The organism is Streptomyces iakyrus, from assembly GCF_000717055.1.
GTDB classification, from domain to species: Bacteria; Actinomycetota; Actinomycetes; order Streptomycetales; family Streptomycetaceae; genus Streptomyces; species Streptomyces iakyrus.
The window spans coordinates 333747-354724 of sequence record NZ_JNXI01000016.1 but is presented as its reverse complement, the minus strand read 5'-3'; the positions used below and the strand labels follow the sequence as shown (position 1 = coordinate 354724).

The window sequence follows — 20978 nt, the reverse complement described above, 5'->3', positions numbered from 1 at the left end:
GCCCGCTCCCTGCACGGGGGCGGGCCCATCGCCGTCTCCGCCCATCGCCGTCTCCGCCCAACTGCACCGTCCATCTGCACCGCCCACCCCCACCACCTGCATCCGCAACCCCTCCCCGGAGGCCGGCGGCGTCACCACGGCTGGGGCAGCAGCCGGTCCGGCCCTCGCTGCTCCTCCTTGCGCAGCTTCGCCCGCAGCTCCCGCTCCGACTCCGACAGCGGCCCGGGCGCCATCCGCGGCGGTACGCCCTGCACCGTCTCCCCCTCGGGGACCGGCGGCTCGTAGTGCGTCGGGGCCGTGCGCACGGTGAGGGCCGTCGTGCCGATCAGGGCGACCGTGAAGGCGATGGCGGCCCGGGTCCAGAAGCGGGCCCGGCGTTCCCCGCCCCTGCGCACGACCGACGGTTTGGCGGCCCGCAGCCGCTCGACGGAGGCCAGTTCGACCAGCCGCCAGTGCAGTGTCTCCGGGTCCGCCAGCTCCGGTAGCCGCTCGGCGACCGCCTCGCGCGCGTGCGCCAGCCGGTTCACGGCCGCGCGGGTGCTCGCCTCCGTCTCCGCCGCCGTCTCGGGCAGACCGAGCCCGACCCCGTCGTAGAGCACCAGGGTGCGGCGGTAGGGCGGCGGGAGCTTCAGCAGAGTGTCCATCAGCGCGCGGTCGAACGCGTCGGGCGGCGGCGGCTCGGGGTGCCGGAAGCGCGGCCGGAACCGTTGCCACGGGGAGAGCGCGCACTCGTAGGCCATCGCGCGCACCCAGCCCGCCGGGTCGCGGTCCCGGGCCACCTCGGGCCAGCGCTGCCAGGCGATCTGGAAGGCCCGCTCCACCGACTCCCGGGCCAGTTCGCGGCGGCCGGTCAGCAGATAGGTCTGCCGGACGAGGGCGGGGGCGCAGAAGGCGTACAGCGCGTCGAAGGCCTGATCGGGGGTCAGGGCGGTGATGGCATCGTCCGGCCGGCGCGGGGGTGTCGTCCGCGGGCGTTCGGTGAGGATGACGCGGTGCCCGTGCGGGGCGGGGGCGCGGCCCCGGTCGGGGACGGTGACGGGGCCGCGGCCCCGGTCCTTCGCGACGGGTCGTTTCCGGTCGGGGACGGTCTTGCGCCGGGCGCGCGCGGCTCGGCGCGAGAGGACCGCCCCGGGCGCCGGTTCAGGGTCGTCGGAGTCGGCGGCGCCGTCCTGATCAGGCGTCACTCCCGCCTCGTCGCCGAGTGAGCCGAGCAGCTTCGCGTACTTCTCCCCCTTGCGGCCGCGCGGTGTGGAGCGGCCGGTCTCCCACCCGCGCACCGTCTCGCTGGTGACGCCCACCCGGGAGGCCAGCTGAGCCCGCGTCAGCGAGGCGGCCTCACGCAGGCGTCGGCGCTCCTTGGGCGGAGGGAGCGGGATGGCAGGGCTCTGCGTCACAGGGCGCGCCTCCGTCCGGGAAAGAACATAAACGTATTTTTAGCGACACAGCGAAGGTTCGCCTGTTACGCCGGTAAAGGGCGTGTCGTTGGGAGCATGGCGGTCGTGATCGAGATGACCGCTCGCCGACGTTCGCCGACGCCCCTGCACACCCGGATGCGCGACCGTTCGCCCGGCCTGGTCGGTGGCCTTCTGGGGGGCGCGCTCGCGGCGGGCCTCGGACTGGCGTCGTTCGCCGTGCTCGTGATGCTGCTGTGGATCAGCTCGCCCTACCCGGACAGCGGGCCCGGCGGCGCCATGCACGTGGCGGCGGCGCTGTGGCTGCTGGCGCACGGCGCCGAGCTGGTCCGCACCGACACGCTCTCCGGCGCCCCTGCCCCCCTCGGCCTGCCGCCCCTGCTGCTTCTCGCGCTGCCGCTGTGGCTGCTGCACCGGGCGGCACGGGACGCCACGGACGGCGGGGGAGGAGACGAGGACGACGACTTCGACGAGGAGGACACCGAGGCGCTCGCGAGCCCGCCCCTGGTCTCCCCGCACATCGCCTGGACGGGCGTCGTCCTCGGCTACCTCGCCGTCGCCGGGCCCGCCGCCCTGTACGCCGCGGGCGGTGTGCTGCGGCCGTCGTGGGTGTCGACGGGAGTGGGCGTCCCGCTGGTCGCCGTCGTGGCGGCGGGGGCGGGCGTGTGGTCGGCGTACGGCCGTCCGGGCAGGCCGTTGCGGCGCCTGCTGGGCCTGCTGCCGACGGGAGTACGCCCGCTGGTGCTCGGCCCGGACGGGCGACGTGGTGTCGCGGTCCGGGCCGCGGCGGCCGGGGCCGCGGTGCTCCTCGGGGGCGGTGCGCTGCTGGTGGTGGCGTCGATGGCGGGCCATGGAGCGGCGACCCAGGCGTCGTTGCTCCGGCTGACCGAGGGGTGGTCGGGGCGGTTCGCCGTACTCCTGCTGTGCGCGGCCCTGCTGCCGAACGCGGCGGTGTGGGGCGCCGCCTACGCCCTCGGCCCGGGCTTCGCCCTCGGCGCCGGTCACACGGTCGGCCCGCTCGCCTCGGCGCCGGCTCCGTACCTGCCGCCGTTTCCGCTGCTGGCGGCGGTGCCGGAGGCGGGGGAAGGGGCGCCGGTGCACTGGGCGGCCGGGGCGGTACCGGTGGTGGCCGCGCTGGTCGTCGGCTGGACGGTGGCCAAGGGTGCGGCATCGGCGGAGCGCGGCGGCACGCAACCGGGCGGCGGTACGCGGCCCGCGGTCTGGTCGGCGGGCCGCACCGCCCGGGCCGCCGCACTGGCCTCGCTGCTCTGCGCGGCCGCGCTCGCGGGACTGGCCGCGCTGTCGGGCGGCCCCATCGGTTCCGCCGTGCTGGCCCGCTTCGGCCCGGTGTGGTGGCAGGTCGCCGCCGCGACGCTGGCCTGGCTGGGGCTGCTGGCGATCCCGACGGCGGTGGGGGTACGGGCCTGGCGGTGCCGCTCGCCCCGGGCGGAGGAGCCGAAGAACGGCAAACAGCAGGAGACGGCGGCCGACGGCACCCGGGGGCAACGGCGGGCCCGGGAGCACGACCGTGCTCGGCTCACGCGCACCGGCGCCGCCGGGATGGCCGGGGTGACCGGAGCCGCCGAGGGCACCCGGGGCGCCGGACGGCGGGAGCGGGACGAGGCCGACCGGGGGGTCTGGGGCCTCGGAGATCCCGGCGACGCCTGGGAGGCGGACGGCGGCCGGGACACCGCGCGCGACGGCTCACCGGCCGACGGGACGCCGTCGCCCCACCGGCCCTCGGACCCGCGCGACCAGGACCGCGAGACGGACTTCGGCCTCTACGACTTCCTGCCGTCCGGCCCGGAGCCCGAGCCGTACGACACCAGGGCAGCCCAGCCGTACGACACCAGGGCACCCCAGCCGTACGACACCCCGGCCCCCGAGCCGTACGACACCCCGGCCCCGCCCGGCCGGTCCCGCCCGCCGGAAACGCCCTGAAGCGTCAGCCGTCCGTCCCCAGCAGCCCGCGGAGCTCCTCCGGCAGCAGCTCCGTGCAGGACTGCTTCGCCTCGTTCGTGAGGGCGTCGTTGGTGCACGTGTAGTAGTCGCGGTAGACCATCTGTGCCGTGAAGGACGCGGCGACCAGGGCGATCGCCAGCGACGCCGTGACCAGACCGCTCACCGCCGCCGTCGTCTGCGGGCGGCCGCCGCTCTGCTGCTCGGGGGCGGGGGAGGCCGGGGCCGGCCTGCGGGGCCCCGCGCGCAGGGAACTGATGGCCCAGTACAGGGCGAGCGCGCCGAGCAGCAGAGCCACGTACGGCCAGCTGAAGAGGGCGAAGAAGAAGGCCCACATGCCCGACAGCAGGGCGTAGCGCGCCCGGCGCTGCGCGGGATCCGTAGGGTCCCAGCGCGCGTTCGGGCCGCCGCCCTGGGGGCCGCCCTGGCCCTCGGGCCCGCTGCGGGGGCGATCGCCGAAGCCGCCGGAGGAGCGGCCGGGCTGCCGGTCGCTCCACTGGCTGCCCCAGGGCGAGCGGGACCCGTCACCGCCCTGGGAGGAGCCCTGGGAGCCGGGGGAGTCCTGGGAGTCGTCCCCCGACGGCCGCCGCGGCTGCCAGGGCCGGTCCGGTGTGCCCTCGGGCGGCGGGGCGAAGGGGTTGTCCTCCTGGGACCCGCGGCCCCGCCCCTGCCCGCCGTCGCCGCCCGACGGCGCGTCCGGCGGTGAGCTGGGGCGCTCCCGCAGCAGCACGGCGCCGCGCTCCCCTCCCTGCGGCGACAGCTGGGGGAACGTGAGGAGTCGCAGGCTGCGGTCCGGCATCAGGTGAGCGTCTTCCCGTTGGTGAGGAGGAATGAGTGGACAGAACGGAACGGCGTCGGACCCGGGTCCGTCACCTCCTGAACGCACCACGTCCGGACGTCGTTCCCGAACCGGCTCCGTCCAGACGCTACCTTCCGGCTCTGCCCCCGTCCCGTGGGGGCCGCCCGGTGTGCCGGTATCGTTGCTGACGGTCGGCCGGTTCGTAGGCTTCCCCGTATCCGGGGACGCAAAGCATTCGTATGAATGTACAAACGTCGGGTGCCGGCCGCCGTGGACAGACGCTCCCCCGAGAAAGGCCCCCACCGTGGCCGCCAAGCCCGTGGCCCCGCGCGCCAAGCGCCTCGTCGTGCTGGTCTCCGGATCCGGCACCAATCTGCAGGCGCTCCTCGACGAGATCGCCGCCGTCGGTGCGCAGGCCTACGGGGCCGAGGTCGTGGCCGTCGGCGCGGACCGCGCGGGCATCGAGGGGCTGGCGCGCGCCGAGCGGGCCGGGCTGCCGGCCTTCGTGTGCAAGGTCAAGGACCACGGCAGCCGCGAGGAGTGGGACGCCGCCCTCGCCGAGGCCGTCGCGGCGCACGAGCCCGACCTCGTCGTCTCCGCCGGGTTCATGAAGATCGTCGGCAAGGAGTTCCTCGCGCGGTTCGGGGGGCGGTTCGTCAACACGCACCCCGCGCTGCTGCCCAGTTTCCCGGGAGCCCACGGCGTGCGGGACGCGCTCGCGTACGGCGCCAAGGTCACCGGCTGCACCGTCCACTTCGTCGACGACGGCGTCGACACCGGGCCGATCATCGCGCAGGGCGTGGTGGAGATCCGGGACGAGGACGACGAAGGCGCTCTGCACGAGCGCATCAAGGAAGTCGAGCGAAGGCTGCTCGTCGAGGTCGTGGGGCGCCTCGCCCGCAACGGCTATCGCATTGAGGGACGAAAGGTAGTTATCCAGTGACCGCCGAGAGCAACAAGCGGCCCCTTCGCCGGGCGCTCGTCAGCGTCTACGACAAGACCGGTCTGGAAGAGCTGGCGCGCGGGCTCCACGAGGCCGGGGTCGAGCTCGTCTCCACCGGCTCCACCGCCGCGAAGATCGCCGCTGCCGGCGTCCCCGTCACCAAGGTCGAGGAGCTCACCGGCTTCCCCGAGTGCCTGGACGGCCGCGTGAAGACGCTGCACCCGCGCGTGCACGCGGGCATCCTCGCCGACCTGCGCCTGGACAGCCACCGTGAGCAGCTCGCCGAGCTGGGTGTCGAGCCGTTCGACCTCGTCGTCGTCAACCTCTACCCGTTCCGCGAGACCGTCGCCTCCGGTGCCTCGCCCGACGAGTGCGTCGAGCAGATCGACATCGGCGGTCCCTCGATGGTCCGCGCTGCCGCCAAGAACCACCCCTCGGTCGCGGTCGTCACCAGCCCGGCCCGGTACGCCGACGTGCTCAAGGCCGTCCAGGGCGGCGGCTTCGACCTCGCCACCCGCAAGCGGCTCGCCGCCGAGGCCTTCCAGCACACGGCCGCCTACGACGTCGCCGTCGCCTCCTGGTTCGCCTCCTCCTACGCGCCCGTCGACGAGTCGCAGTTCCCCGACTTCCTCGGTGCCACCTGGGAGCGCGAGCACACCCTGCGCTACGGCGAGAACCCGCACCAGCCGGCCGCGCTGTACGTCTCGGGCACGGGCGGCCTCGCCCAGGCCGAGCAGCTGCACGGCAAGGAGATGTCGTACAACAACTACACGGACACGGACGCCGCCCGCCGTGCCGCGTACGACCACGCCGAGCCGGCCGTCGCGATCATCAAGCACGCCAACCCCTGCGGCATCGCCGTCGGCGCGGACGTCGCCGAGGCGCACCGCAAGGCGCACGCCTGTGACCCGCTGTCGGCGTTCGGCGGTGTGATCGCGGTCAACCGCCCGGTCAGCAAGGAGATGGCGGAGCAGGTCGCGGAGATCTTCACCGAGGTCATCGTCGCGCCGGACTACGAGGACGGCGCGCTGGAGGCCCTCACCAAGAAGAAGAACATCCGCGTGCTGCGCTGCGCCGACGGGCCCGCAGCCCCCGTCGAGGTCAAGCCCATCGACGGCGGCGCGCTGCTCCAGGTGACCGACCGCCTCCAGGCCGACGGCGACGACCCGGCCAACTGGACGCTGGCGACCGGTGACGCGCTGAGCGCCGACGAGCTGGCCGAGCTGGCCTTCGCGTGGAAGGCCTGCCGCGCGGTGAAGTCCAACGCGATCCTGCTCGCCAAGGACGGTGCCTCGGTCGGTGTCGGCATGGGGCAGGTCAACCGAGTCGACTCCGCCAAGCTGGCCGTCGAGCGGGCGGGTGCCGAGCGCGCGGCGGGCTCCTACGCCGCGTCCGACGCGTTCTTCCCCTTCCCTGACGGCCTGGAGATCCTCACCGCGGCCGGGGTGAAGGCCGTGGTCCAGCCCGGCGGTTCCGTCCGCGACGAGCTGGTCGTCGAGGCCGCGCAGAAGGCCGGCGTCACGATGTACTTCACCGGCACGCGGCACTTCTTCCACTGAGACCGGTGACGGAGCGGGCCGGCGCAACCCCGCCGGCCCGCTCCGGCCGTGTCAGGCGTCGACCTCGTACCGCCCGGTCTCCAGGAAGTACCGCAGTTCCTCCGGCGTGCCGTCGATGACGTCCTCGGCGGCCGCGCGCAGCGCCGCGCTGATGGTCGGGTCGGCCAGGATGCGGGCGACGGCGACGCGGTCGTCCTCGGCCTGGGCGAGGCGGTAGCCGGTCTCGAGGAAGGCGCGCAGGGCTTCGGGGGTGTTGGTGTCGAGGGCCTTGGTGGCTTCGCGCTTGACGCCTCGGCCGGAGTCGGGGTCGCCGATGATGCGGACGATGGCGACGCGGTCGTCCTCGGCCTGGGCGAGGCGGTAACCGGTCTTCAGGAACTTCCGCATGTCCTCCACGGTGCCGTCGAGCGCCGCGTTGGCCTCGCGGGTGACGCGGCGGCCCGAGTCCGGGTCGGCCAGGATGCGGACGATGGCGAACCGGAGCTCGTCCAGGGACATCTCGTCCACCGGCGTGCCGTCCGACGGGACCGCCGCCACCACAGTGGTGGTCCCGGGAGCCGCGCCCGTGGCGAAGGCCGGGGCGGTGAACAGGAGGGCGGGGGCGAGGGCGCCGGCGGCGACGAGCAGGGCACCTCGGGTGAGTCGCATGCGTGAACCTCTCTCCAACTGATGGGAATCGAGAGCATGTTCGCATGTCCCGTCCGGTCGGACCGGCCATTTACGACGGCCCCCCGACAGCCCTTGCGCAGGGGTCAGTTCCGGCCCTCGGGCTCGTACTCCTGCAAGAAGTGCGCGACGCGGTCGGCGTAGGCGCGGACGTCCGGGGGCACGCCGCCCGCCTTGTTCACCGTGCGGTACGACCTGCGGTACGCGGCGGCGACGAGGACGCGCCGGTCGCCCGGCAGGTCTGCGTGCAGGCGCGGGGCGATCCAGCACAGGTAGCGGCCCATTGCGGGGATGGACTCGGCCGGCGGGAAGGGAGGCTCGGGGACCGTCTCACCGGGGGTGCCGTCCTCGTTCATCCACCAGCGCAGGACGCGCGGGGTCCAGCGGGCGATGCCGTACTCGTCGTTCGCGGGGTCGGAGAGGTCCGGGTCGAAGTCGCTCTCCACCTTCAGCATGGCGGCGATCAGGACCGGGCTGACCTCCTCCTGGTCGCAGTCGTGCGCCGTCTCGACGATCAGCAGGCGGTAGGCGGGCGGCACGCCCCGGTCGGTGCGTAGCTCGGAGGCGCCGTACGCGGCGGCCGAGACGTTCGCCGTCGCGCCGGGACCGCCGCCGGCGCCGCCGCCGGCCGAGGCGCCGATGCCGTAGGCCAGCAGGGCGGCCAGGGCCGCGGCGGCCGCGGCCAGGACGGCCGCGAGGGTCCCGCGGCGCGAGCGGTGGCGGGCGGAACGCAGCGGGGGCAGGCGGAAGGCGCGCCGGCCCTGGCCCGCCGCCGTCACACGGCGCAGCAGCGCGGCTCCGCCGATGCGCTGCTGGTGCGTCCGCGTCAGACAGGCCCCCACGATCTCCCGCCAGCCGTCCGGCAGCTCCGGCGACAGGCGCAGCTGGTCGACGCCGCGGGCATAGGCCGCCGCCGCGTCACGACGGGCTGTCGGGGTGGCGCCGGGCAGCGGGAAGGCGTCGGTGAGCACGAGGTGGGCGAGGACGCCGAAGGCCCAGATGTCGGCGGAGGGGCGGATGCGGCGGCCGCGTTCGCCGATCTCGGTCCACAGCAGTTCCGGCGGGGTGTAGTCGGGGGTGGAGAAGGCCGGCGTGTAGGCGTGGGTCCCCTCCAGCTCGGCGGCCAGGTTGAAGTCGGCCAGACGGACCGAACCGTCGGCCATCAGCAGCACGTTGGCCGGCTTCAGGTCGCCGTGCACCCAGCCGGCGTCGTGCAGCTGGGCGAGGCCCTCGGCGATCTGCGCGAGCAGTGCCGGGCCGGCCGCGGGGCGGGGCGTGGCGGCGAGCAGGGCCGACAGGGAGCCCGCGGCCTTCTCCAGGACGAGGACGGTCGCCCCGTCCAGTTCCGGACGGCCCGGGTCGTCGACCGTCAGCGTCTGGTACATCCGCACCAGCCGCGGATGTCTCAGCCGCCGGTACATCTCGACCTCCCGCTCGATCAGTTCGCGCAGGTGGGCCAGCCGGCGGGGCGTGGCCGTCCCGGTGGGCAGGAACTTCAGCGCGGCCGTGGGCGGCAGTCCGGTGCCGGCACCGACGCGCCGGGCCGCGTACACACTGCCGAAGGCGCCCGTCGCGATGGGCTCGCGCACCTCCCAGTCGCCGACCCGGTAGCCCTTGGGCACGGGGACGGCGTAGGCCTCGGTCACCGGGTCGCCCCGGGCGGGCGGAGGGTGCCCGGCATCCGGATGGCGCCGCGCGTGCTTCTGATGGGGGTGCGGTTTCGCTCGTCCTCCGTGGTCGGCGGAGGTACCACGATGATGCTGAACAAGGTGCTCTCCCCGTGCCTGAACAGCTACCACCGTCAGGTTAGGGCGACGCACCAGGGCCGTGCCCCCCTCGTACGGGTGAGACACGGCCCTTGGAAGTGAATGGCGTGAACTGGTCCGGTGGACCGGTCCGTTCAGTAGCGGGGCCGGTTGAACCAGGCCTTGCCGTTGGCGTTGCCGACGAAGACGGCCACCAGGATGGCGAGGACCGTGTGCACCAGGCCCACGATGACGAACGGGTAGATGCCGAGGACCGCCGTGATGATGGCGAAGACCAGGATGGTGATCCGGGCGCCGTTGCCGCCGTTCTTGAACTTCGTCGCCAGGACGGCGGCGAACACCAGCCAGGCCAGGCCGAACACCACGTAGCCCCAGATCACGCCGGTCGAGTCACCGACCAGGTCCTGGAAGGCGGTGTTGTCCTTGAGGGACTCGTCGTCCTTCGCGGCGTTGAGGGCCGCGGCGGCGAAGGCGAAGATGGCGATGCCGACGACCTGGAGACCGACGATGACCCACATCATCACGCGGGCCGCGCCCACCGAGCCGGGCATCGTGGTCGGCGCGGCGGGGCCGCCGTAGGGGGAGACCGGAGGGGCCTGCGGGTAGCCGTAGCCGGGAGCCTGACCCTGGTTCTGCGGGTAGCCGTAGCCCGGCTGCTGCTGCGGCTGCTGCCCCTGGGGAGCGCCGTAGGGGTTGTTCGGGTCGCCGTAGCTCATGGGGGACTTTCCTCCGTTGGTCCGAGTGCGGGGACGCGCGCGACATCCGCACGGAGGAAAATCTTCAGTATTGCGACCGTCCCCCCGTTGAGCTGCCCGCGGCACTTGTCGGGTCATCGTTCTTCACCACTGACCGGCTTGTCCAGCCGCATTCCCGATGTGTTGTGCAAGTGCAACATCGCTGATCATGGGCGGATACGGGAGGACGGACCCCGCGGTGCCCGGATTGCGGGCGGATTGGAACCGCGGCGGGGTCATCCGCGAGGATGGGGCCATGACCGCCCAGATTCTCGATGGCAAGGCCACCGCAGCCGCGATCAAGTCCGATCTGACCGCCCGCGTGGCGGCGCTGAAGGAGAAGGGCGTCACGCCCGGCCTCGGCACGATCCTGGTCGGGGACGACCCCGGCAGCCAGAAGTACGTCGCCGGCAAGCACCGCGACTGCGCGCAGGTGGGCATCGCCTCCATCCAGCGCGAACTGCCCGCCACGGCGACCCAGGAGGAGATCGAGGCGGCCGTCCGCGAGCTGAACGAGGACCCGGCCTGCACCGGCTACATCGTGCAACTGCCGCTTCCCAAGGGCATCGACGAGAACCGCATCCTGGAACTGATGGACCCGGACAAGGACGCGGACGGGCTGCACCCGATGAACCTGGGCCGCCTCGTCCTCAACGAGCCCGCCCCGCTGCCCTGCACCCCGAACGGCGTGCTGACGCTGCTGCGCCGCTACGGCGTGGAGATCAAGGGCGCCGAGGTCGTGGTCGTCGGGCGCGGTGTGACCATCGGCCGGCCGATGCCGCTGCTGCTCACCCGCCGCAGCGAGAACGCCACCGTGACCCAGTGCCACACCGGCACCCGCGACCTGTCGGCGCACCTCAAGCGCGCGGACATCATCGTCGCCGCGGCCGGTTCCGCCCACCTGATCCGCGCCGAGGACGTGAAGCCCGGCGCGGCCGTCCTCGACGTGGGCGTCTCGCGCAGCGCCGAGGGCAAGATCGTGGGCGACGTCCACCCCGGCGTCGCCGAGGTCGCCGGCTTCATTTCCCCGAACCCCGGCGGAGTCGGCCCGATGACCCGCGCCCAGCTGCTCGTGAACGTGGTCGAGGCGGCGGAGCGCAGTGTCGGCTGATCACCGGACCCCGAGCGGGCACGAGGCCCCGGCGCCGGGCGGGCACGAGGCCCCGGGCGGGCACGAGGCGCCGGAGGACATCACCGTCCGGGACCCCATCAGCGCGCCCGACGCCGAAGGGCGGCCGCGTCGGGTCACCCGGCGCTTCCCGCTGTTCACCAAGGACACCGCGCGGCCCGAGGGCGGCGGCCGGGCCGCGCCCCGGGACGCTCCCGCGCCGGCGCGGCAGTGGCCCGTGCTCGCCGTGCTGGGTCTGGCCGGGCTCGGACTGCTGGTCACGGCGTTCGGCCAGTTCCGGATCGGGACGCTGCTGATCGGTGCCGCCCTGCTGGGCGGCGGCGCGCTGCGCTGGCTGCTGCCGGACGTCGGCATGCTCGCCGTCCGCTCCCGGTTCACGGACATCGTCACGTACGGCGTGCTGGGCACCGTGATCGTCATGCTGGCGCTGATGGCACAGCCGGAACCCTGGCTGCAGATCCCGTTCCTGAAGGACACCCTGCACTTCACGGTCACCAACGAGTGACGGGACGGCGGCCCGTCCTCTCCCCCGAGGAAGGACGGGCCGCCGTCACGCACCACCCTCCTGCACGGCGAACGGCCTGTTCAACGGCTGTCAGAGCGCTGTGGCACGGAAGTGACAGTTCCGGTACGTCTCGCTTCCGATACCGCACAAAGTGGTGCGACGCGGGGGTTGGCAGGGACAATCAGGACGGTCCAGGGTGTACCGCGCGCGGTCACCATGCTCCTGTGCGCCCCCCGTCAGGGAACTGAGATCCTGACTGGGCGCATCCCTGTGGGTATCCAGAACGGGGACTCGGCCGAGGCCGCCACGCGCGGGGCGAACAGCGCGAGAAATATCAGCACGTACGGGGGGAAGGTGGGGGAGCAATGCCTCGTTGGAAGGCCTTGCCGGATGAGCTCGATCCGCAGATCAGGGAGTTCACCAGTCAGCTGCGCAGGCTCGTGGACCGCAGCGGTCTGAGCATCGCCTCGGTGGCGGACCGCACGGGTTACAGCAAGACGTCGTGGGAGCGTTACCTGAACGGCCGGCTGCTCGCGCCGAAGGGCGCGATCGTGGCCCTGGCCGAGGTCACCGGCACCAATCCGGTGCACCTGACCACCATGTGGGAGCTCGCCGAGCGCGCCTGGAGCCGCTCGGAGATGCGGCACGACATGACGATGGAGGCCATACGGATCTCCCAGGCGCGCGCCGCGCTCGGGGAGTTCGGCGGGCAGGACTTCACCGACCCCTCGGCCGGTGGCAAGGCGGCCTCGGCGGGCGAGGGCAGAGCGGCCTCGGCCGGAGGCGGCAAGCCCGCCCGCCGTAGCGGCGGCACCACGGTCACGCCGGGCATCGCGGGGCCGGCCGGCGTGGCCCCGACCGTGCCCTCGCAGCCGACGGCCCCCGAGGTCCAGGACTCCAGCGGCGCGGGCGTGCGGGAGGAGAGCGGCCGGACCGCCGCGCCCGAGGTCAACTCGTGGGGACTGGCCGGTTACCAGGGCCCGTCGCCGGCGGGCGGCCGTTCCGCCGGACCCGGTGCGGACCGGGGATCCCGGCCCGGCTCGCGTCCCGGAACCCCCGCAGGATCGCCCGGCGGCCGGACTCCCGGCGCCGGGGCCGGCTCGTACGGCGAACCGCGGGACGCCGTCCCGGCCCGGGCCGGTGGCCCGGGCGGCGGTGGTGCCGGCGGGACCCGCCGCGCTCCCTCCGCCCCGGCGGGCAAGAAGCGGACCACGACCTTCGTCGCGGGTGTCGTCGGTGTGCTGGTGGTGATCGCCGGCGCGTTCTACCTCACCGGCGGCGGTGGCGACGACGAGGCCAAGGGCGGCGCCAAGTCGCCCTCGCCGACCGCCAGCACCGACCCCAAGCTGCCGCCCGGGGTGAAGTGCAGCGGCGACAGCTGCACCGGCAAGGACGCCGAGGCCATGGGGTGCAGCGGTGACCTGGTGACCACCGCGCAGACGGCGACCGTCGGCACGGCCACGGTCGAGGTCCGCTACAGCAAGACCTGCAAGGCGGCCTGGGGGCGTATCACCCAGGCCGCGCAGGGCGACGAGGTCGAGATCAGCGCGGGCAAGGCGAAGCAGACCGGCAGCATCACCGCGGCCGGCGACACCATCGCCTACACCCCGATGGTCGCCGTGAAGGGTGCCGCCGACGCCAAGGCCTGCGCGACGCTGACGGCCGGTGGAAAGGGCTGCACCGACTAGGACACGTCCCCGGCGCGCAGTGGTGCCACCGGCCCGGGTGAGGAATTTCCGAAGGGGAGGAATGCCCGCCCGGATCGGGGGCACGCGAACCGTACCCCCACGGGAGTCCGGCATGGTCGGTATCCCCCCAGGCGGCCGCCTTCGTCCTCCTCTCCCGGACGGGCGGCCGCCTCTCGCGTGGGGGCGGGTGCGCGCCCGAGGGCGGGCCGGAGTTGTGGGCCGGGCCACACCGACCCGGACGTACGAGATCCCGGATGCGCGATAGCCTGACCGCTGATCGGATCTCTTGACGCCAAGAGATCGATCAAACGTCCGGGGCAGGGACCGCCCCACCGCCAGCTGTCATACGGAGAACGCCATGACCCGCACTCCCGTGAACGTCACCGTCACCGGCGCGGCCGGCCAGATCGGTTACGCCCTGCTCTTCCGCATCGCCTCCGGTCAGCTGCTCGGCGCGGACGTGCCGGTGAAGCTGCGCCTCCTGGAGATCACGCCGGCGCTGAAGGCGGCCGAGGGCACGGCCATGGAGCTGGACGACTGCGCGTTCCCGCTCCTGGCGGGCATCGACATCTCGGACGACCCGAATGTCGCCTTCGACGGCGCCAACGTCGCGCTGCTCGTCGGCGCCCGCCCCCGCACCAAGGGCATGGAGCGCGGCGACCTGCTGGAGGCCAACGGCGGCATCTTCAAGCCGCAGGGCCAGGCCATCAACGCCCACGCCGCGGACGACATCAAGGTCCTGGTCGTCGGCAACCCGGCCAACACCAACGCCCTCATCGCCCAGGCCGCCGCGCCGGACGTACCGGCCGAGCGCTTCACCGCGATGACCCGCCTCGACCACAACCGCGCGCTGACCCAGCTCGCGAAGAAGACGGGCTCGACGGTCGCCGACATCAAGCGCCTGACGATCTGGGGCAACCACTCCGCCACCCAGTACCCCGACATCTTCCACGCCACCATCGCCGGCAAGAACGCCGCCGAGGTCGTGAACGACGAGAAGTGGCTGGCCGAGGACTTCATCCCGACCGTCGCCAAGCGCGGCGCCGCCATCATCGAGGCCCGTGGCGCCTCGTCGGCCGCGTCCGCCGCCAACGCCGCCATCGACCACGTCCACAGCTGGGTCAACGGCACCGCCGACGGCGACTGGGTCTCCATGGGCATCCCGTCGGACGGTTCCTACGGCGTCCCGGAGGGCCTCATCTCCTCCTTCCCGGTCACCACCAAGGACGGCTCGTACGAGATCGTCCAGGGCCTGGAGATCAACGAGTTCTCCCGCGCCCGGATCGACGCCTCCGTCAAGGAGCTCGAGGAGGAGCGCGAGGCGGTCCGCGGCCTCGGCCTCATCTGACCCGAGCCGCTCGGAATTCCGTACGCAGGCCCCGCACCGGTTGTCCGGTGCGGGGCCTGCGGGCTTTGTACGGGCCGGCGAGCCGACTCTCCGCACCTTTTGTTCCTGTTTGTCCACATCTCCCGTGACACAGCGCACTTTCGGCCATCGACGCGCATGCATCCGAGGGAGTCGGGCAGGCGAACTCGGTCTCTTAGTGACACGAATGTGACACAGGGGCGCTGATCAGGATTGGAAGGCGAAGAGCGATCATGGCGGAAAGTACCGAACTTCAGGCACGCGAAACCATCCATGCGGGAGGAGAGTGGCGGGCGGCCACCTCCGGGGCCACCCGCGAGATCCTCGACCCCGCGGACGCCCTGCCCTTCGCCGTGGTCGCGGAGGGCGACGAGAAGGACACCGACCTGGCGATCGCCGCCGCCCGGCGCGCCTTCGACGAGGGGCCGTGGCCGCACACGCCCGTCCCCGAGCGGGCCGCGCTGCTGCGCCGCGTCGCCGATCTCCTCGTGCGGGACCGCGAGCAGCTCGGCCGGCTGGAGGCCCAGGACGCGGGCAAGACCGTCGAGGAGGGCCGCGTCGACATCGACTGCGTCGCCGACGCCTTCCGCTACTTCGCCGACCTGGTCGCCGGAGAGGCCCCCGGCCGGGTCGTGGACGCCGGCTCGGCCGACGTCCACAGCGTCGTCGTGCACGAGCCGATCGGTGTCTGCGCGATGATCACGCCCTGGAACTACCCGCTGCTCCAGGCCAGCTGGAAGATCGCCCCCGCCCTCGCCGCCGGCAACACCTTCGTCATCAAGCCGAGCGAGATCACCCCGATGACGACGATCGCGCTCATCGACCTGCTCGTCGAGGCCGGGCTCCCCGAGGGCGTCGCCAACATCGTCACCGGCCCGGGGCATTCCGTCGGCGCGCGCCTGTCCGAGCACCCCGACGTCGACCTGGTCTCCTTCACCGGCGGCCTGGTCAGCGGCACCAAGGTCGCCCAGGCCGCCGCGCCCACCGTCAAGAAGGTCGCCCTCGAACTCGGCGGCAAGAACCCCAACGTCGTCTTCGCCGACGCCTGCGCCACCGAGGAGGGCTTCGACACCGCCGTCGACCAGGCCCTCAACGCCGCCTTCATCCACAGCGGCCAGGTCTGCTCGGCGGGCGCCCGCCTCATCATCGAGGAGTCCGTCCGGGACCGCTTCGTCACCGAACTCGCCCGGCGCGCCGAGAAGATCCGCCTCGGCCGCGGCACCGAGGACGGCGTCGAGTGTGGCCCGCTCGTCTCCGAGCAGCAGCGAGCCAAGGTCGAGATGTACGTCGAGTCCGCCCTCAAGGAGGGCGCGGTGCTCCGCTCCGGCGGCAAGCGCCCCGAGCCGTCCCCGCAGCGCCCCGAGAACGGCTACTTCTACGAGCCGACCGTCCTCGACCACTGCCACCGCGAGATGCGCGTCATCCGGGAGGAGGTCTTCGGGCCGGTCCTCACCGTCGAGACCTTCCGCACCGAGGACGAGGCCGTCGCCCTCGCCAACGACACCGAGTACGGACTCGCGGGCGGCGTCTGGACCGCCGACGCGGGCCGCGCCCGCCGCGTGGCCGGCCGGCTGCGCCACGGCACGATCTGGATCAACGACTTCCACCCCTACCTGCCGCAAGCGGAATGGGGCGGTTTCGGCAAGAGCGGAGTGGGCCGCGAACTCGGCCCCGCCGGACTCGCCGAGTACCGGGAGACCAAGCACGTCTACCAGAACCTCGCTCCCAAGCCGGTGCGCTGGTTCGCGGGCTGACCCCACACCCCGCCGGGCCGCCGACCCCTCATCCCGGGCTGACCCCCACACCCCGGGCTGAACGTCCCCGTCCCCGAGCCTGTTCACTTCATCCCCACTGGAGCAAGTACGCCATGTCCCACACCAGTCATGAGTACGACTATGTCGTGATAGGCGGCGGAACCGCAGGTTCCGTGATCGCCTCCCGCCTGACCGAGAACCCGGACGTCACCGTCGCCGTCATCGAGGGCGGCCCCAGTGACGTCGGCCGTGACGACGTACTGACCCTGCGCCGCTGGATGGGCCTGCTCGGCGGCGAACTCGACTACGACTACCCCACCACCGAACAGCCACGCGGAAACTCGCATATCCGGCACAGTCGGGCCCGCGTCCTGGGCGGCTGCTCCTCGCACAACACCCTGATCGCCTTCAAGCCGCTGCCCGCCGACTGGGACGAGTGGGAGGACGCCGGCGCCAAGGGCTGGGGCGCGGTGCAGATGGAGGCGTACTTCGCCCGGCTGCTCAACAACATCGTCCCGGTCGACGAGAAGGACCGGAACGCCATCGCCCGCGACTTCGTCGACGCCGCCCAGGAAGCGCTGGGCGTGCCGCGCGTCGACGGCTTCAACAAGAAGCCCTTCACCGAGGGCGTCGGCTTCTTCGACCTCGCCTACCACCCCGAGAACAACAAGCGGTCCTCGGCGTCGGTGGCGTACCTGCACCCGGTGATGGACGAGCGGCCCAACCTGACGATCCTGCTGGAGACCTGGGCGCACAAGCTTCAGCTCGACGGCAACCGCGCCGAGGGCGTGCACGTGCGGACCAAGGACGGCGAGGAGATCCTCGTCAAGGCACGCAACGAGGTGCTGCTGTGCGCCGGCGCCGTCGACTCGCCCCGGCTGCTGATGCACTCCGGCATCGGACCCAAGGCCGACCTGGAGAAGCTCGGCATCCCCGTCACGCACGACCTGCCGGGCGTCGGCGAGAACCTCCTCGACCACCCGGAGTCCGTCATCGTCTGGGAGACCAACGGGCCCATCCCGGAGAACTCCGCGATGGACTCCGACGCGGGCCTGTTCGTGCGCCGCGACCCCGAACTGGCGCACCCCGACCTGATGTTCCACTTCTACCAGATCCCCTTCACGGACAACCCGGAGCGACTGGGCTACCGGCGGCCGGAGTTCGGCGTCTCCATGACCCCGAACATCCCCAAGCCGAAGAGCCGCGGCCGGCTGTACCTGACCAGCGCCGACCCCGAGGTCAAGCCCGCCCTGGACTTCCGCTACTTCACCGACGAGGACGACTACGACGGCAGGACCCTCGTGGACGGCATCAAGATCGCCCGCGAGATCGCCAAGACCGAGCCGCTGGCCGGCTGGCTCAAGCGCGAGGTGGCCCCCGGCCCGGACGTCACCGGTGACGAGGAGCTCAGCGAGTACGCCCGCAAGGTCGCGCACACCGTCTACCACCCCGCCGGCACCTGCAAGATGGGCGCCGCCGACGACCGGGAGGCCGTCGTCGACCCCGAGCTGCGCGTCCGCGGCCTGGAGGGCATCCGCATCGCCGACGCCTCCGTGTTCCCCACGATGACCACCGTCAACCCGATGATCGGAGTCCTCATGGTCGGTGAGAAGGCCGCCGAGCTGATCGGTGGTGGTGTCAAGTGACCGCGATCCTCGAACCCCCGACGGAGCAGACCATGGACACCACCCCCGTCTTCTCGGTGGAGGGCCTGTGGAAGGTGTTCGGCCCCAAGGCCGAGCGCGTTCCCGCCGACCCCGAGCTCACCGCCCTCGACCCCGCCGAGCTGCGCTCCCGCACCGGCTGCACCGCCGCCGTGCGCGACGTCAGCTTCGACGTCCGCAAGGGCGAGGTCTTCGTCGTCATGGGCCTGTCCGGCTCCGGCAAGTCCACGCTGGTGCGCTGTCTGACCCGGCTGATCGAGCCCACGGCCGGCACCATCGCCATCGACGGCGAGGACGTCCGCGCCATGGACCGCTCCCGGCTGCGCGAACTGCGCCGCCACCGCGCCGCGATGGTCTTCCAGCACTTCGGCCTGCTGCCGCACCGCACCGTCCTCGACAACGTCGCCTACGGCCTGGAGATCCAGGGCATGGGCAAGGCCGAGCGGCGTGAGCGGGCCGCGGAGGTCGTCGCCAAGGTCGGCCTCGATGGCATGGAGCACCGCCGCCCCGGCCAGCTCTCCGGCGGCCAGCAGCAGCGCGTCGGCCTCGCCCGCGCGCTCGCCGCCGACCCCGAGGTCCTGCTCTTCGACGAGCCGTTCAGCGCGCTCGACCCGCTGATCCGGCGGGAGATGCAGGAGGAGGTCGTCCGGCTGCACCGCGAGGAGGGTCGCACGATGGTCTTCATCACGCACGACCTCCAGGAGGCCCTGAAACTGGGCGACCGCATCGCCCTGATGCGCGACGGCCGGATCGTCCAGCTCGGCACCCCCGAGGAGATCGTGGGCGCGCCCGCCGACGACTACGTCCGCGAGTTCGTCCGGGACGTCCCGCGCGAGCAGGTCCTCACCGTCCGCACGGCCATGCGACGCCCGACGGCGGACCAGGACGGCAGCGGACCGGCGGTGCGCCCCGACGCGACGGTGTCCGAGGCGATCGAGGCGGTCGCCCGCGCCGGCGCTCCGGCCCGGGTCGTCGACAAGGGCCGGTGCGTGGGCGTGGTCGACTCCGACACGCTCCTCGGCGTCGTCGCCGGCACGGAGCAGCCCGCTCCACCGGGGACGGAGCAGCCCAAGGAGGCGGTCTGATGGCGACCATCACCGCGAACCCGCCCCGGGTCGGCCTGCCCGCCCTCCTCAAGCACCGGGCCGTCCACAAGCTGCTGCTGCTCGCCCTCGCCGCCGCGATCCTCGTGCCGCTGGCCAACGCCCGCTGGGCCAGCGGCACCTGGCCGAGCGCCCTGACCGTCGACTTCTCCGAGCCGCTCGCCAAGGCCAGCGACTGGATCATCGACAACCGCGACAGCCACCCGCTGTTCCTCTACTTCTTCGGCCACGTCAGCAACGTGGTCGTCATCGCCGTACGGGCCGTCTACCTCACCCTCCTGGCCGTCGGCTGGGCGGGCGTCACGGCCATCGGCGCGCTGGTCGCCTGGCGCGTGGCGGGTGTGAAGCTAGCGCTCGGCACGGCCGCCGCGTTCCTCGCCTGCGGCCTGCTCGGCATGTGGGTGCCGACCATGCAGACGCTCGCCCTGATGGTCGTCGCGGTCCTCGCGTCGGTCGTCGTCGGCGCGGTGCTCGGGCTCGCCGCCGGGCTGTCCGACCGGATGGACCGCATGCTGCGGCCGGTCCTGGACACCATGCAGGTGCTGCCCGCCTTCGCCTACCTGCTGCCGGTCGTGCTGGTCTTCGGCATCGGCGTCCCGGCGGCCGTCCTGGCCACCGTCATCTACGCCGCCCCGCCCATGGCCCGCCTGACCTCGCTCGGGCTGCGGGGCGCCGACAAGGGCGTGCTGGAGGCCGTCGAGTCCCTCGGCTCCACGGCACGCCAGCGGCTGCTGACCGCCCGGATCCCGCTGGCCCGCAAGGAGCTCCTCCTCGGCCTCAACCAGACGATCATGATGGCGCTGTCCATGGCCGTCATCGCGGCCGTCATCGGCGCGGGCGGTCTCGGTGACCGCGTCTACCAGGCACTGGCCTCGGTCGACGTCGGCGCCGCGCTCGCGGCCGGCATCCCGATCGTGCTGCTGGCCGTCGTCCTGGACCGCGTCACCGGCGCGGCGGGGGAGAAGCTCGGCGCCGAACCCGAGCCCCACAGCGGGCGCGGCTGGCTCTTCGCCCTCGCCGGGGTCGTCGTCGTGGCGGTCTCCGGGCGGCTCGCGGGCCGCCTCGACTGGCCCGAATCCTGGATCGTCGGCATCGCCGAGCCCGTCAACCGCGCCGTCGACTGGATGACCGCGCACCTGTACTCGGGCGTCCCCGTGGTCGGCGGCACCGCCGACTGGGCGGGCCACTTCACCACCTGGGTCCTCGACCCGATGCGCGACGGCCTGCAGGCGCTGCCCTGGTGGTCGGTCCTGCTGATTGTCGCCGCCCTGGCCTGGGTCATCGGTACCTGGCGCACCGCGCTCACGGCCGTTCTGGCCATGGCCGCGATCGGCGTCCTCGGCGTCTGGAAGCCGTCCCTGGACACCCTCTCCCAGGTCCTGGCGGCCGTCGCCGTCACCCTGGTCGTCGGCTTCGCCGTCGGTATCGCCGCGGCCCGCAGCGACCGTCTGGAGCGGGCGCTGCGCCCGGTCCTCGACGTGTTCCAGACGATGCCGCAGTTCGTGTACCTGATCCCGGTCGTCGCCCTGTTCGGCGTCGGCCGCGCCCCGGCCGTCGCCGCCGCGATCGTCTACGCCCTGCCGGCCGTCGTCCGCATCACCACCCAGGGTCTGCGCCAGGTCGACCCGGCCGCGCTGGAGTCCTCCAGCTCCCTGGGTGCGACCAGCTGGCAGCAGCTGCGGCAGGTGCAGCTCCCGCTGGCCCGCCCGGCACTGCTGCTCGCCGTCAACCAGGGCCTCGTGCTGGTCCTCGCCGTCGTCGTCATCGGCGGCCTGGTCGGCGGTGGCGCCCTCGGCTACGACGTCGTCTTCGGCCTCGCCCAGGGCGACCTTGCGACCGGTCTGGTGGCCGGCGCGGCGATCGTCTGCCTCGGCCTGATGCTCGACCGGGTGACCCAGCCCACCGAACGCCGCGCGAAGAAGGGAGCCTGA

General features: G+C 73.1%; 16 protein-coding genes. 11 read left to right on the top strand and 5 right to left on the bottom strand.

Annotated elements, in window-relative coordinates; translation table 11 throughout:
• Positions 1–131: 131 nt before the first annotated feature.
• The gene (locus OO68_RS26265) at positions 132–1394 is read right to left on the bottom strand and encodes a helix-turn-helix domain-containing protein (protein ID WP_033311491.1); all 1263 of its coding nucleotides are present in this window, start codon (positions 1392–1394) and stop codon (positions 132–134) included.
• 96 nt (positions 1395–1490) lie between these two features.
• Between OO68_RS26265 and OO68_RS44395 the strand changes: the two genes are divergently transcribed.
• Positions 1491–3353 carry a cell division protein PerM gene (locus tag OO68_RS44395; RefSeq protein ID WP_106974416.1) on the top strand — a complete coding sequence of 621 codons (1863 nt, stop codon included), beginning with the start codon at positions 1491–1493 and terminating at the stop codon, positions 3351–3353.
• 4 nt (positions 3354–3357) lie between these two features.
• Here OO68_RS44395 and OO68_RS45635 read toward each other — a convergent pair whose 3' ends face one another.
• The gene (locus OO68_RS45635) at positions 3358–4170 is read right to left on the bottom strand and encodes a hypothetical protein (protein ID WP_033311490.1); all 813 of its coding nucleotides are present in this window, start codon (positions 4168–4170) and stop codon (positions 3358–3360) included.
• A 304-nt stretch (positions 4171–4474) separates the two neighbouring features.
• Between OO68_RS45635 and purN the strand changes: the two genes are divergently transcribed.
• The gene (gene purN / locus OO68_RS26250; RefSeq protein WP_033311489.1) at positions 4475–5113 is read left to right on the top strand and encodes a phosphoribosylglycinamide formyltransferase; all 639 of its coding nucleotides are present in this window, start codon (positions 4475–4477) and stop codon (positions 5111–5113) included.
• Positions 5110–6672 carry a bifunctional phosphoribosylaminoimidazolecarboxamide formyltransferase/IMP cyclohydrolase gene (purH, locus tag OO68_RS26245; RefSeq protein ID WP_033311488.1) on the top strand — a complete coding sequence of 521 codons (1563 nt, stop codon included), beginning with the start codon at positions 5110–5112 and terminating at the stop codon, positions 6670–6672. Before purN ends, purH begins: the two co-directional genes overlap by 4 nt.
• A 51-nt stretch (positions 6673–6723) precedes the next feature.
• Here purH and OO68_RS26240 read toward each other — a convergent pair whose 3' ends face one another.
• From OO68_RS26240 to OO68_RS26230, 3 genes are all read right to left on the bottom strand, one after another.
• A complete protein-coding gene (locus OO68_RS26240) occupies positions 6724–7320 on the bottom strand; it encodes an ALF repeat-containing protein (RefSeq protein WP_033311487.1) in 597 nt (198 codons plus the stop codon).
• Between the two features lie 104 nt (positions 7321–7424).
• Positions 7425–8984: a protein kinase domain-containing protein gene (locus OO68_RS26235; protein WP_033311486.1), complete on the bottom strand. Its 1560-nt coding sequence runs from the start codon at positions 8982–8984 to the stop codon at positions 7425–7427.
• 254 nt (positions 8985–9238) lie between these two features.
• Positions 9239–9820: a hypothetical protein gene (locus OO68_RS26230; protein WP_033311485.1), complete on the bottom strand. Its 582-nt coding sequence runs from the start codon at positions 9818–9820 to the stop codon at positions 9239–9241.
• Positions 9821–10094: 274 nt separating this feature from the next.
• Here OO68_RS26230 and OO68_RS26225 point away from each other — a divergent pair, with 274 nt between their 5' ends.
• The 8 genes from OO68_RS26225 to OO68_RS26190 all read left to right on the top strand — a co-directional run bounded on the left by OO68_RS26225 (position 10095) and on the right by OO68_RS26190 (position 20978).
• Positions 10095–10949 carry a bifunctional methylenetetrahydrofolate dehydrogenase/methenyltetrahydrofolate cyclohydrolase gene (locus OO68_RS26225; protein WP_033311484.1) on the top strand — a complete coding sequence of 285 codons (855 nt, stop codon included), beginning with the start codon at positions 10095–10097 and terminating at the stop codon, positions 10947–10949.
• The gene (locus OO68_RS26220; RefSeq protein WP_078625457.1) at positions 10939–11472 is read left to right on the top strand and encodes a DUF3017 domain-containing protein; all 534 of its coding nucleotides are present in this window, start codon (positions 10939–10941) and stop codon (positions 11470–11472) included. Before OO68_RS26225 ends, OO68_RS26220 begins: the two co-directional genes overlap by 11 nt.
• Before the next feature lie 365 nt (positions 11473–11837).
• Positions 11838–13160, top strand: coding sequence for a helix-turn-helix domain-containing protein (locus OO68_RS26215; protein ID WP_033311483.1), 1323 nt, complete (start codon positions 11838–11840; stop codon positions 13158–13160).
• A 358-nt stretch (positions 13161–13518) separates the two neighbouring features.
• Positions 13519–14508, top strand: coding sequence for a malate dehydrogenase (locus OO68_RS26210; RefSeq protein WP_033311481.1), 990 nt, complete (start codon positions 13519–13521; stop codon positions 14506–14508).
• Positions 14509–14759: 251 nt separating this feature from the next.
• The gene (locus tag OO68_RS26205) at positions 14760–16280 is read left to right on the top strand and encodes an aldehyde dehydrogenase family protein (RefSeq protein ID WP_033311479.1); all 1521 of its coding nucleotides are present in this window, start codon (positions 14760–14762) and stop codon (positions 16278–16280) included.
• Between the two features lie 113 nt (positions 16281–16393).
• Positions 16394–17926: a GMC family oxidoreductase gene (locus OO68_RS26200; RefSeq protein WP_033311477.1), complete on the top strand. Its 1533-nt coding sequence runs from the start codon at positions 16394–16396 to the stop codon at positions 17924–17926.
• Positions 17927–17958: 32 nt separating this feature from the next.
• Entirely contained in the window at positions 17959–19029 is a 1071-nt protein-coding gene (locus tag OO68_RS26195; RefSeq protein WP_051814813.1) for a quaternary amine ABC transporter ATP-binding protein, read from the top strand.
• Positions 19029–20978 carry an ABC transporter permease gene (locus OO68_RS26190; RefSeq protein ID WP_033311473.1) on the top strand — a complete coding sequence of 650 codons (1950 nt, stop codon included), beginning with the start codon at positions 19029–19031 and terminating at the stop codon, positions 20976–20978. Before OO68_RS26195 ends, OO68_RS26190 begins: the two co-directional genes overlap by 1 nt.

Coding starts and splice junctions, on each gene's coding strand:
- OO68_RS26240 (WP_033311487.1), bottom strand. CDS start 7,320: ATGCGACTCACCCGAGGTGCCCTGCTCGTCGCCGCCGGCGCCCTCGCC.
- OO68_RS26205 (WP_033311479.1), top strand. CDS start 14,760: ATGGCGGAAAGTACCGAACTTCAGGCACGCGAAACCATCCATGCGGGA.
- OO68_RS26190 (WP_033311473.1), top strand. CDS start 19,029: ATGGCGACCATCACCGCGAACCCGCCCCGGGTCGGCCTGCCCGCCCTC.
- OO68_RS45635 (WP_033311490.1), bottom strand. CDS start 4,170: ATGCCGGACCGCAGCCTGCGACTCCTCACGTTCCCCCAGCTGTCGCCG.
- OO68_RS26195 (WP_051814813.1), top strand. CDS start 17,959: ATGGACACCACCCCCGTCTTCTCGGTGGAGGGCCTGTGGAAGGTGTTC.
- OO68_RS26230 (WP_033311485.1), bottom strand. CDS start 9,820: ATGAGCTACGGCGACCCGAACAACCCCTACGGCGCTCCCCAGGGGCAG.
- OO68_RS44395 (WP_106974416.1), top strand. CDS start 1,491: ATGGCGGTCGTGATCGAGATGACCGCTCGCCGACGTTCGCCGACGCCC.
- OO68_RS26215 (WP_033311483.1), top strand. CDS start 11,838: ATGCCTCGTTGGAAGGCCTTGCCGGATGAGCTCGATCCGCAGATCAGG.
- OO68_RS26200 (WP_033311477.1), top strand. CDS start 16,394: ATGTCCCACACCAGTCATGAGTACGACTATGTCGTGATAGGCGGCGGA.
- OO68_RS26225 (WP_033311484.1), top strand. CDS start 10,095: ATGACCGCCCAGATTCTCGATGGCAAGGCCACCGCAGCCGCGATCAAG.
- OO68_RS26210 (WP_033311481.1), top strand. CDS start 13,519: ATGACCCGCACTCCCGTGAACGTCACCGTCACCGGCGCGGCCGGCCAG.